The 11,516-nt window shown below is 72.5% G+C and carries 10 protein-coding genes; 5 read left to right on the top strand and 5 right to left on the bottom strand.

All coding sequences use genetic code 11. The annotated features are described in order from the left end of the window. Positions 1 to 322: 322 nt before the first annotated feature. Entirely contained in the window at positions 323 to 1,411 is a 1,089-nt protein-coding gene (locus tag OG242_RS23630; protein WP_405900060.1) for a branched-chain amino acid aminotransferase, read from the bottom strand. Positions 1,412 to 1,638: 227 nt separating this feature from the next. Then, on the bottom strand, positions 1,639 to 2,679 hold the full coding sequence (locus OG242_RS23625; RefSeq protein ID WP_405900059.1) for a 3-isopropylmalate dehydrogenase: 1,041 nt from the start codon (positions 2,677 to 2,679) through the stop codon (positions 1,639 to 1,641). Between the two features lie 130 nt (positions 2,680 to 2,809). On the opposite strand from OG242_RS23625, the gene OG242_RS23620 reads away from it, so the two are divergent. Continuing rightward, positions 2,810 to 4,375: a purple acid phosphatase family protein gene (locus OG242_RS23620; RefSeq protein WP_405900058.1), complete on the top strand. Its 1,566-nt coding sequence runs from the start codon at positions 2,810 to 2,812 to the stop codon at positions 4,373 to 4,375. A gap of 9 nt (positions 4,376 to 4,384) precedes the next feature. Here the strand turns inward: OG242_RS23620 and OG242_RS23615 are convergent, their stop codons facing one another. After that, positions 4,385 to 4,516, bottom strand: a complete 132-nt coding sequence (locus OG242_RS23615) for a hypothetical protein (RefSeq protein WP_018102494.1) — start codon at positions 4,514 to 4,516, stop codon at positions 4,385 to 4,387. Positions 4,517 to 4,858: 342 nt separating this feature from the next. Here OG242_RS23615 and OG242_RS23610 point away from each other — a divergent pair, with 342 nt between their 5' ends. The 3 genes from OG242_RS23610 to OG242_RS23600 are packed head-to-tail and all read left to right on the top strand — an operon-like array spanning position 4,859 to position 7,496. Continuing rightward, on the top strand, positions 4,859 to 5,431 hold the full coding sequence (locus tag OG242_RS23610) for a CDP-alcohol phosphatidyltransferase family protein (RefSeq protein WP_405900057.1): 573 nt from the start codon (positions 4,859 to 4,861) through the stop codon (positions 5,429 to 5,431). Then, positions 5,428 to 6,288 (top strand): phosphatidate cytidylyltransferase, encoded by an 861-nt coding sequence (locus OG242_RS23605; RefSeq protein ID WP_405900056.1) that lies wholly within the window; start codon positions 5,428 to 5,430, stop codon positions 6,286 to 6,288. Before OG242_RS23610 ends, OG242_RS23605 begins: the two co-directional genes overlap by 4 nt. After that, positions 6,285 to 7,496, top strand: a complete 1,212-nt coding sequence (locus tag OG242_RS23600; RefSeq protein WP_405900055.1) for a lysophospholipid acyltransferase family protein — start codon at positions 6,285 to 6,287, stop codon at positions 7,494 to 7,496. Before OG242_RS23605 ends, OG242_RS23600 begins: the two co-directional genes overlap by 4 nt. An 88-nt stretch (positions 7,497 to 7,584) precedes the next feature. On the opposite strand, the gene pruA is transcribed toward OG242_RS23600, so the two are convergent. Together pruA and OG242_RS23590 are read right to left on the bottom strand one after the other, a co-directional pair. Next, the gene (gene pruA, locus OG242_RS23595; protein ID WP_405900054.1) at positions 7,585 to 9,216 is read right to left on the bottom strand and encodes an L-glutamate gamma-semialdehyde dehydrogenase; all 1,632 of its coding nucleotides are present in this window, start codon (positions 9,214 to 9,216) and stop codon (positions 7,585 to 7,587) included. Positions 9,217 to 9,257: 41 nt separating this feature from the next. Continuing rightward, positions 9,258 to 10,184, bottom strand: a complete 927-nt coding sequence (locus OG242_RS23590; protein WP_405900053.1) for a proline dehydrogenase family protein — start codon at positions 10,182 to 10,184, stop codon at positions 9,258 to 9,260. A 188-nt stretch (positions 10,185 to 10,372) separates the two neighbouring features. Here OG242_RS23590 and OG242_RS23585 point away from each other — a divergent pair, with 188 nt between their 5' ends. Then, entirely contained in the window at positions 10,373 to 11,515 is a 1,143-nt protein-coding gene (locus tag OG242_RS23585; RefSeq protein ID WP_405900052.1) for a PucR family transcriptional regulator, read from the top strand. Position 11,516: the final 1 nt, after the last annotated feature.

Below are 11,516 nucleotides of genomic sequence, written 5' to 3'. Positions count from 1 at the left end.
GCACCGGCCGAGGTGACGGCCGGAAAACGAAAAAACCCCTCGCGGGTGCGAGAGGTCTGCGCGCGGGTCTGGGGCACGGTGGCCGTGCCGTACGTGGTGGTACGGGACGGTCACTGCGGACCGGCGCGCCTGCTGCCAATAATCATGACGAACGAGGACACGGCAGCAGTCTGGCACAGGACCGCCGCCGCGACCCGCCCCGTCTCAGGATGCGGGCGTACGCAGAGCGCCCGGCGAGACGCCCGGCGCTCTGCGTACGGCGTCTCGCCGGGCGTCTCGCCGGGCGCCCGGCGAGACGCCCGGCGCTCTGCGTACGGCGCGCCTACGCCAGGGAGTGCATCCAGCCGTGGGTGTCCTCGGCGGTGCCGCGCTGGATGTCGAGCAGGCGCTCGCGCAGCTTGAGGGTGACCGGGCCGGGCGTGCCGTCGCCCTGGGTCCACTCGCCGCCCGCGCTCTTCACGGTGCCGACGGGGGTGATGACGGCGGCGGTGCCGCAGGCGAAGACCTCGGTGAGGGTGCCGGCCGCGGTGTCCTCGCGCCACTGGTCGATGGAGACGCGGGCCTCCTCGGAGGTGTGGCCGAGGTCGCCGGCGAGCTTGAGGAGCGAGTCACGGGTGATGCCCGCGAGCAGGGAGCCGGTGAGGGACGGGGTGACGATCCGGTCCCCGTACACGAAGTAGAGGTTCATGCCGCCCAGCTCCTCCACCCACTTGTGCTCGACGGCGTCGAGGTAGGCGACCTGGTCGCAGCCCTTGGCGGCGGCCTCGGCCTGGGCGAGGAGGGACGCGGCGTAGTTGCCGCCGGTCTTGGCGTCGCCCATGCCGCCGGGGACGGCGCGGACCCGGTCCTCGGAGAGCCAGATGGAGACGGGCTTCACACCGCCCGGGAAGTAGGCGCCGGCGGGCGAGGCGATGACCAGGAAGAGGTACTCGTTGGCCGGCCGCACGCCGAGGCCGACCTCGGTCGCGATCATGAAGGGGCGCAGGTAGAGGGACTCCTCGCCGCCGTGCGCCGGGACCCAGGCGGCGTCCTGCTGGACGAGCGCGTCACAGGCCGCGACGAACGTCTCGACGGGCAGCTCCGGCATGGCGAGGCGGCGGGCGGAGGACCGGAAGCGCTCGCCGTTGGCCTCGGGGCGGAAGGTGGCGACCGAGCCGTCGGGCTGGCGGTAGGCCTTGAGACCCTCGAAGATCTCCTGGCCGTAGTGCAGCGTCATGTTGGCGGGGTCGATCGACAGCGGCGCGTACGGGACGAGCTGGGCGTCGTGCCAGCCGCGGCCTTCGGTCCACTTGACCGTCACCATGTGGTCGGTGAAGTAGCGGCCGAATCCGGGCTTGGCCAGGATCGCCTCGCGCTCCGCGTCGGACAGCGGGTTCGAGGAGGGCTTGAGCTCGATCGTGGGCGTCGTCATGAGTGCGTGTCCTTCACCGTTTTGTGTGTGTAGGACCGCGCACGCCGTTAAGTGCTAGGACGTCCGAGCTTCGCCGCGAGACACGGTCCCGTTCGATTATCGCTCGAAGGGTGCCGTGCACGAAATGGCGTGAATGCGGTCCAGGGTTCGATGGTGACACCCGGGGCCGCACAGGAGAAGCCGCCGGGTGCGTCTGCGACCCGGCGGCTTCTGTGGGAGTCGTCGGATCAGCCCGCTACGCGTACCGCGAGGGCGTCGCCGATCTCATCGGTGCTACGGGCGCTGCTGTCGCGCTCCGCGAGGTCGGCGGAGACGGCGTCCTCGATGCGCACGGCCTCGGCCTCGTAGCCGAGGTGGCGCAGCAGGAGGGCGACGGAGAGGATCGTGGCGGTCGGGTCCGCCTTGCCCTGCCCCGCGATGTCGGGGGCGGAGCCGTGGACCGGCTCGAACATCGACGGGAAGGCGCCCGTCGGGTTGATGTTGCCGGAGGCGGCCAGGCCGATGCCGCCGGAGACGGCCGCGGCGAGGTCGGTGAGGATGTCGCCGAAGAGGTTGTCGGTGACGATGACGTCGAAGCGCTCCGGCTGCGTGACGAAGAAGATCGTCGCGGCGTCGACGTGCAGGTAGTCGGTGGTGACCTGGGGGTACTCGGCGGCGACCTTGTCGAAGGTGTTCTTCCACAGGTGGCCCGCGTACACGAGGACGTTGTTCTTGTGGACCAGCGTCAGCTTCTTGCGCGGACGGGCGGCGGCGCGCTCGAAGGCGTCGCGGACGACCCGCTCGACGCCGAAGGCGGTGTTGAGGCTGACCTCGGTGGCGACCTCGTGCTCCGTGCCGGTGCGAAGCGAGCCGCCGTTGCCGGTGTACGGGCCCTCGGTGCCCTCGCGGACGACGACGAAGTCGATGTCCGGGCGGCCGGCCAGCGGGGTGTCCGTGTTCGGGAAGAGCTTCGACGGACGCAGGTTGATGAAGTGGTCGAAGGCGAAGCGCAGCTTCAGCAGCAGCCCCCGCTCCAGGACGCCGGAGGGCACGGACGGGTCGCCGATCGCGCCGAGCAGGATGGCGTCGTGGCCCTTGAGGGCTTCGAGCTCCGCGTCGGGGAGGGTCTCACCGGTACGGTGCCAGCGCCGGGCGCCAAGGTCGTACTCCTTGGTCTCCAGCTTCACGTCCTGCGGGAGAACAGCGTTGAGGACCTTGAGGCCCTGGGCCACGACCTCCTGGCCGATACCGTCACCGGGGATCACTGCGAGATTGATGCTGCGAGACATGTCCGGCACCTTACTGCGCGTCCCACCCCATGACACGTCACGTCCACCATACGGACACATGAGCAGCCGTACGTGTACCGTTCACCTATTCGACGGGGTGCCGTCAGCCGGGCGGTGGAGGTTGTCGCCCATGGACCTCCCCCGCTTCGGCATCCCCGAGAAGCTCGCCGGCCGCATGACCATGGCCGAGCAGCACGACTACCTGCGCACCCGGCTCACCCGTCGCGGGGCGCTGCGCACCGGTGTGGCGACCGCGGCCGTGGCCGGTGCCGGGATCGGCCTCTCCTCCTCCCCCGCGTACGCGGCCCCCACCGTGCTCACCTCGCACAGCACCACCCGGGTCGACGGCGCGCTGGTCGCCCCGTTCGGGCGGCACCTGGCGTACGGGGCCGACCCGAAGACGCAGATGGCGGTCTCCTGGCAGGTGCCCTTCGCGGTGCGCCGCCCGTACATCCGGATCGGGCTCAAGCCGTGGGCGCTCAGCAGGAAGATCGACGCCGAGGTGCGCCACCTCACGACGCCGCAGCTGAACAACGGGAGGATCGCGGCTGCCGAGCAGTTCTACGTACACGCGTCCCTGGAGCGGCTGCGGCCCGGCACGACGTACTACTACGGCGTCGGACACGAGGGCTTCGACCCGGCCGACGCGCGCAACCTGGGCACGCTCGGCACCTTCACCACGGCGCCGGCGCGCGCGGAGAACTTCACCTTCACCGCCTTCGGCGACCAGGGCGTCAGCTACCACGCGCTCGGCAACGACCAGCTGATCCTCGGCCAGCACCCGGCCTTCCACCTGCACGCCGGCGACATCTGCTACGCGGACCCGTCGGGTTCCGGGCAGACCACCGACACCTATGACGCGCGCACCTGGGACCAGTTCCTGGCACAGACGGAGACGGTCTCCAAGACCGTGCCGTGGATGGTCACGACCGGCAACCACGACATGGAGGCCTGGTACTCGCCGGACGGCTACGGCGGCCAGAACGCCCGCTGGACCCTGCCGGACAACGGCCCGGACCCGGTCGACCAGCCCGGCGCGTACTCCTTCGTGCACGGCAACGTGGGCGTGATCGCGCTCGACGCCAACGACGTCAGCTACGAGATCCCCGCCAACTTCGGCATCAGCGGCGGCCGGCAGACCCGCTGGCTGGACCGGCGCCTGGGCGAGCTGCGGGCCCGCCGGGACATCGACTTCCTGGTGGTCTTCTTCCACCACTGCGCCTTCTCCACGACGAACGCCCACGCCTCGGACGGCGGGGTGCGCGACGCCTGGGTGCCGCTCTTCGAGAAGCACCAGGTGGACCTGGTCATCAACGGGCACAACCACGTCTACGAGCGCACCGACGCGATCCTGAGAAACGCAGTCAAGCGCCCGGTGCCCATCGGCGAGCGCACCGACCCGAAGCGGGACGGCATCGTCTACGTCACGGCGGGCGGCGCGGGCAAGGCGCTGTACGACTTCCCGGTGCCCGACAGCTACGAGGGGCACGTCGCGGACCTGGAGAGCGTGAACACGTACCACGTGGCCAAGGGCGGCGCGAAGGCCACCGAGACCGTGGAGTGGTCGCGGGTGCGCTATACCGGCTTCTCGTTCCTCGCGGTGGAGGTGGAGGCCGGGCGGCACGCCCGTATGAAGGTCACCGCGCTCGCCGAGTCGGGCGAACGCATCGACCACTTCGAGATCAGCCGGGGGTAGGGGCCCCGGTCAGTGACCGGTGGAGCCGCCGTTGTCCCTGCGGTCGAGGGCGCGCTGCAGGGCGGCGGCGGCAGCCTGCCGCTCCGACTCGGTCGGGCGGTGGGCGTGACGGACACGGCGGCGGGTGGTGGTCTCGGCCATGGTGGATCGACTCCTTGAGATCGCGAGGATTTCGAGATCGAACAGCGTGGGGTGATGTCGAGATCGGTGATTTCGAGGCGCCGGAAGGGGCGGGGAACGGGCACCGCAGGGGTTGCCTGCGCAAGGGCGCGCGCTCTCGACCGCCAGTCGCTTGATCTAGCGAGACGTTCGGCTTCTACAAAGCTAGAACAGCGGAGCCGGTCTGTCTCCACAATTACTCGGACTTCCTACTATCTGAGACGGGAGCCCCGGACCAGGGGGCTCCCTGCCGCCCACGTACTCAGGCGTACTTGAGTACCCGCCCCGTGTCGAATGGACGCGCGTCGGACGAGAGTTGCGGTCATGAACGGCCTCTACGCTCTCAAGCCCTGGTACGCGGACCGGCTCTCCGGCGTCCGCTCCTCGCTGGTCCGCCGTGAGGTGTCGCCGGACACCGTCACCGCCGCCGGGGTGGCCGCCGCGGCCGGTGCCGCCGCCGCCCTGGCCTGGCTGCCCGCCCCGGTCGCCGCCCTGCCGGTCGCCGTCCTCCTCGCGGCGCGCCTCGCGTTCGCCAACCTGGACGGGGCGCTGGCCCGCGACACGGGGCGCACGACCCGGCGCGGCGCGGTCCTCAACGAGCTGGGCGACCGGGTCGCCGACCTGGTCGTGCTCGCCGGCTTCCTGACGCTCGCCCCGCTCTGGCTGGTGGCGCTGGCCGGTCTCGCGGCGACGCTGCCCTCCTGGGTGTCGCTGGCCGGGGCCGCCGCCGGGGCGCCGCGCCGCAACGGGGGCCCGGTGGGCAAGACCGAGCGCTGCCTGCTCGTCGTGGTCGCCGCCGCGAGCGGCTGGGCCGTCCCGGTCCTTGCCGTGATCGCCGCCGGCTCCCTGCTCACCGCCGTGCTCCGGCTGGCCGGCCTCTGGCGGGAGACGGCATGAGCGCCGTACTGATCGCCGAGGAGGCCGCCGCCCGCGCAGTGCCGCTGGTCGCGGGTGTGCTGGGCGCGGGCGGGGTCGCCGTCGCGGTGCTGCCCGCGAAGGTCCGGATGCGCGCCGAACTGCGCAGGCGCTGGCGGACCTGGGCACTGGTCGCACCGGTCTTCCTGGGGGCGTACTTCCTGGGCGGCGGCGGCACCTACGCGCTGGCCGCCGGTCTCGGCACGGTCGCGGCCGGAGAGTACGCCCGGATGGCGGGGCTGCGCCGGGGCGACCTGGCCGTCCTCGCGGTGGCGGCGGCCGCCCTCCCGGCCCTCGCCTGGCTCGCCCCGCACACGCTGGACCTGCGCGCGGCGGCCCTGCTGCTCGTGGCGGCGGCGCTCCCCTCCGTGCTGGGCGGCGACGACCGCACGGGCTTCACCCGCACCGCCCGGACCGCCTTCGGGCTGCTCTGGATACCGGTCGCGCTGACCGGCCTGGTGACGCTCGGGGACACGGCTGTCGCGGTGGGCCTCGCGGTGGCGCTCGGCGACGTCGGCGCCTGGTGCGGCGGTACGGCACTGGGGCGGCGCGGTCCGCTCGCCCGGCCGCTCTCGCCGCTCTCCCCGAACAAGACGTGGGCCGGGGTGCTGGGGGCGGCCGCCGCCACCGGCGCGCTGCTGCTCGTGCTCGGTGCGTTCAGCCCGCCGCTGTGGGCGGCGGTCGTCGGCGGGTGCGTGCTCGGTGACCTCGTCGAGTCGATGGTCAAGCGCGAGTCCGGTGTGAAGGACGCGGGCAGCTGGCTGCCCGGCTTCGGCGGCCTGCTCGACCGGATCGACTCCCTGCTCGTGGCCCTTCTCCTGGCGATGGTGACGACGTGACGCCTCTCGGAAGCACTCTTGTACCCGTCCCCGGTGTCCTCCCGGTCCGCTCCCGGGTCGCGTCCGCGCTGCGGCGCGGCCTGTGGTGGGGCGTGCTCAGCCTCACCGGCGGGGTCGAGCGGCGCGGCCGGCTGCCGCGCGGCGGCTGTGTGGTGGTCGCCAACCACACCTCGCACGCGGACACCGCGGCGCTCCTGGCCGCGCTGGACGCCCGGCACGGCCCGGCGATCGGCGCGGCCGCCGACTACTGGTTCGCGTCCCCCTGGCGGCGCCGGGTCTGCCGCCGGCTGGCGGCCGGCTTCCCGGTCCGGCGGGCGGGCGGCGGGATGGCCGACCTTCTCTCGATGACCGGCGAGCTGCGGGAGGGCCGGGCGGTCGTGCTCTTCCCGGAGGGCACCCGCGCCGAGGACGGCACCCTCGGCTCCTTCCACCGGGGCGCGCTGGTCCTTGCCGAGGAGGCGGGCGTGCCGGTCGTGCCGGTGGGCATCGCGGGCACGGGCCGGCTGCTGCCCAAGCACGGCCGGCTGCGCTCGTCCCTGGTCCGGGTGACGATCGGTGAGCCGCTGCCCTCCGGGGTGTCCCCCGAGGCGGCCCGGGACGCGGTGCGCGCACTGCACGACCGTACGACCGCCGAACCGCTGCGGGACTCCGCAGTGCGCCGGCGGGTGGCGTCGGCCGTCACCTCGCGGCTGGGGCTGCCGCTGGCCTTCTGCTGGGCGTTCGCGGAGGCGCTGAGCTGGCCGCTGATGCCGGAGCTGCTGCTCGGAGTGGTGTGCGTGGCGGTGCCGCGGGCGGCGCCGCGGATGTCGCTGGGCGCGCTGGCCGGCAGCCTGGCGGGCGGACTGCTGGCCCTGCACCTGGCGGCGGCGGGCGTGCACCTGCCGGCCCCGCTGACCACGGACCGGATGCGGGCGGAGGTCCGCCAGGAGCTTGCGCTGGAGGGCGCCTCGGCCGTACGCCACCAGCCGTGGAACGGCATCCCGTTCAAGGTGTACGGCGCGGAGGCGGGCCGGGCGTCGGTGCCGGCGGTGGACTGGCTGGCCGCGTCGGCGGCGGCCCGGGGCTCGCGGACCCTGACGGTGGGGCTCGCGTTCGCCGCGTTCGGCCTGCTGCTGCGGCGCCACCGCCGGCTGTACGGGCGCTACCTGGCGCTGCTCGGCGCCGGTTTCGCCGTCGGGCTCGGGCTGATCGTGCACGGGTGGAGCTGAGCCGCGTATGGAAACCGCCCCCCGTCCGGCAGGGGAACCGGGCGGGGGGCGGGAACCGGGGCGGGGCGCCGGGACGCCCCGGAGGGCGTCAGCCCTGGTGGGGGTAGGTGTACTCGGTCGGCGGGACCAGGGTCTCCTTGATGGCCCGGGTGAGGGTCCAGCGCTGGAGGTTCTGCGGGGCGCCCGCCTTGTCGTTCGTACCGGAGGCGCGGCCGCCGCCGAAGGGCTGCTGGCCGACGACGGCACCGGTCGACTTGTCGTTGATGTAGAAGTTGCCCGCGGCGTACCGCAGCTTCTCCATCGTGTACGCGGCCGCCGCGCGGTCGTTGGCGATGACGGACCCGGTCAGGGCGTAGTCGGAGACCGACTCCATCTGCTCCAGCATCGCGTCGTACTGCTCGTCCTCGTAGACGTGCACGGCGAGGATCGGGCCGAAGTACTCGGTCGTGAAGACCTCGTTCTCGGGGTCGGTGCACTCGATGACGGTCGGGCGGACGAAGTAGCCCACCGAGTCGTCGTAGGTGCCGCCCGCGACGATCGTGCACGCCGGGTCGGCGGCGGCGCGGTCGATGGCGGCCTTGTTCTTCGCGAAGGAGCGGTCGTCGATGACGGCGCCCATGAAGTGCGACAGGTCGGTGACGTCACCCATGGTGATCGAGTCGACCTCGGCCGCGAACGCCTCCTTGAAGCCGGCGTTCCAGATGGAGGCCGGGATGTAGGCGCGCGAGGTCGCGGAGCACTTCTGGCCCTGGTACTCGAAGGAGCCGCGGGTCAGGGCGGTCTTGAGGATCGCGTGGTCGGCCGAGGGGTGGGCGACGACGAAGTCCTTGCCACCGGTCTCGCCGACGAGCCGCGGGTAGGTGCGGTAGCTGGCGATGTTGTTGCCGACGGTCTTCCACAGGTGCTGGAAGGTCGGGGTCGAGCCGGTGAAGTGGATGCCGGCCAGGTCGCGGTGGTTCAGGGCCACCTCGGAGACGGCGATGCCGTCGCCGGTCACCAGGTTGATGACGCCCTTGGGCAGGCCGGCCTCCTCCAGGAGCTGCATGAGCAGCACGGCGGCGTGGGTCTGCGTCGGGGACGGCTTCCACACGACGACGTTGCCCATGAGGGCGGGCGCGGTCGGCAGGTTGGCGGCGATGGCCGAGAAGTTGAACGGCGTGATCGCGTAGACGAAGCCCTCCAGCGGGCGGTGGTCCATGCGGTTCCACACGCCCCGGGAGTTGGCCGGGGGCTGCTCGGCGAGGATCTGGCGCGCGTAGTGCACGTTGAAGCGCCAGAAGTCGACGAGCTCGCACGGGCAGTCGATCTCGGCCTGCTGGGCGGTCTTGCCCTGGCCGAGCATCGTGGAGGCGGCCAGCGTCTCGCGCCACGGGCCGGAGAGCAGCTCGGCGGCGCGCAGGATGATCGCGGCGCGGTCGTCGAAGGACATCGCGCGCCAGGCCGGGGCCGCGGCCAGGGCGGCGTCGATCGCGTCCTGGGCGTCCTGCTCGGTGGCGCCGGCGAAGGTACCGAGGACGGCCTTGTGGTTGTGGGGCTGCACGACGTCGACGCGCTCGCCGCCACCCATCCGCTTCTCGCCGCCGATGGTCATCGGCAGGTCCACCGGGTTCTGGCTGAGCTCCTTGAGCTTCGCCTCCAGGCGGGCGCGCTCCGGGGAGCCCGGGGCGTAGGAGTGGACCGGCTCGTTGACCGGCGCGGGGACCTGGGTCACAGCGTCCATGGTGTCCAGTGCTCCTTCAAGTAGAGGGGGTGGAGGGGTGTTCAGCCCTTGGTGAGGACGGAGCGGCCGAAGAAGAGCAGGTTGGCCGGCTTCTCGGCGAGGCGGCGCATGAAGTACCCGTACCAGTCGGTGCCGTACGCGGTGTAGACACGCATGCGGTGGCCCTCGGCCGCGAGCCGGACGTGCTCGTCGCTGCGGATGCCGTACAGCATCTGGAACTCGTACTCGTCGAGCTTGCGGCCGGTCTTGCGGCCCAGCTCCTGGGCGATGGCGATCAGCCGGGGATCGTGGGACCCGATCATCGGGTAGCCCTCGCCCTCCATCAGGGTCTTCAGGATGCGGACGTACGCCTTGTCGATCTCGGCCTTGTCCTGGTACGCGACGGAGGCGGGCTCCTTGTAGGCGCCCTTAACGATGCGCACGCGGCTGCCGGCGGCGGCGAGGCGGCGGGCGTCCTCCTCGGTGCGGAAGAGGTACGCCTGGATGACGCAGCCGGTCTGCGGGAAGTCCTTCCGCAGCTCCTCGTGGATGGCGAACATCGAGTCGAGGGTGGTGTGGTCCTCGGCGTCCAGGGTGACCGTGGTGCCGATCGCGGCGGCGGCCTCGACGACCGGGCGCACGTTGGCGAGGGCCAGCTCGTGGCCGTTCTCCAGCGCCTGGCCGAACATGGAGAGCTTGATGGACATCTCGGCCCTGGTGCCCAGGTCGAGGGCGCTCAAGCGGTCGACGAGCTCCAGGTAGGCGTCGCGCGCGGCGGCGGCCTGCTCGGGCGTGGTGATGTCCTCGCCGACGACGTCGAGGGTGACTTCGAGGCCCTTGCCGGTGGCGTCCTCGATGACCGGGACGACCTGGTCGACGGTCTCACCGGCGATGAAGCGGTCGACGACCTGCTTGGTGCCGGGCGCGGCCGAGATGAACCGGCGCATCCTGTCGCTGCGCGACGCGGCGAGAATCACGGGACCCAGCACGGGGCACCTCCACGGAAAGTACGAACGAAGCCACACCGCCGTATATGCCCTGCAACGAACATTAGCGGTACAGCACGGAGAACCACCGTGAAATCTAAGGATGCCGACCCCGCTCTGCCATCGACAGCTGCCACACATCCGTGGGCGGGATCTCAGACATATGTCTGAAGGGGTGCGAGAATGGCCGGGTGAAGGGCGATTACCAGGAGCTGGTCGACGAGATCTCCGCATTGCTGGGCGTCCCCGCGACGCTGGAGAACCGGGACTTCGGCCTGGTCGCCTTCGGGGCCCACGACAGCGACGACACCACGGCGATGGACCCGGTCCGCACCCGGTCGATCCTGACCCGCCGCTCCACCCCGGCGGTCCGCGCCTGGTTCGAGAACTTCGGCATCACCCGCGCCACCGGCCCCGTCCGCATCCCGGCCACCCCCGAGGCCGGCGTCTACCGCGACCGCATCTGCCTGCCGGTACGCCATCGGGGTGTCGTGCTCGGTTACGTATGGCTGCTGGGCGCCGACCCCGGGCCGACCGACCGGCAGCTCGACGCGGCGATGGACGTGGCCGCCCGGATCGGCGCGCTGCTCGCCGACGAGGAGCGGGCGGGCACCGATCTGTCCCGGGAGTTCGGCGCGGTCCTGGCCGCCGGGCGCGGCTGGCAGCGGGACATGGCGGTGGCCGCGCTCGCCGAGGCGCTCGGCCCGGACGCGGAGGGGCTGCACACCGTGGTCTGCGTGACCCCCTGGGCGGACGGCGCGCCCGCCGTGCGCACGGTCCCCTCGGCGGCGGCGCTGACCGGGGCCCCGCCGCCGGGCCGGTCCGGGCCGCCGGCACTGGCCGCGCTGATCCGGCTGCGCTCGCCCGAGGTGCTGGACCCCGCCCTGACCGCCGCCGACCGGCTGCGCGCCGACGCGGGGACGGCGGCGACCGCCGGGATCGCGGTCCCGCGCCGGGGCCTCGCGGAGCTGGCGGACGCCTGGCACGAGGCGTCGGCGGCCTCCCGGGCAGCGGCGGCGGAGAGCCGGTACGGCCCGGTCGCCGAGTGGTCGGCCATCGGCCCGTACCGGACGCTGACCGCGCTCGCCCCGGACACCCTGCCCGACCCGGCGGTGCGCCCCCTGCTGGCCCCGGCGCAGCGGGACCTCGCCCGCACCGCGGAGGTGTTCCTGGACTGCGCGGGCCAGGCGTCGCGGACCGCCGCCGAGCTGGGCATCCACCGCCAGACGCTGTACTACCGGCTCTCCCGCGTCCAGCAGCTCACCGGTCTCGATCTGAACGACGGCGAGGACCGGCTGCTGCTGCACATGGCCCTGAAGGCGGCCCGGCTCTGAG

The sequence above is a fragment of the Streptomyces sp. NBC_00727 genome (assembly GCF_045161745.1).
Lineage (GTDB): Bacteria > Actinomycetota > Actinomycetes > Streptomycetales > Streptomycetaceae > Streptomyces.
This window is presented reverse-complemented; position numbering and strand designations above follow the sequence as displayed.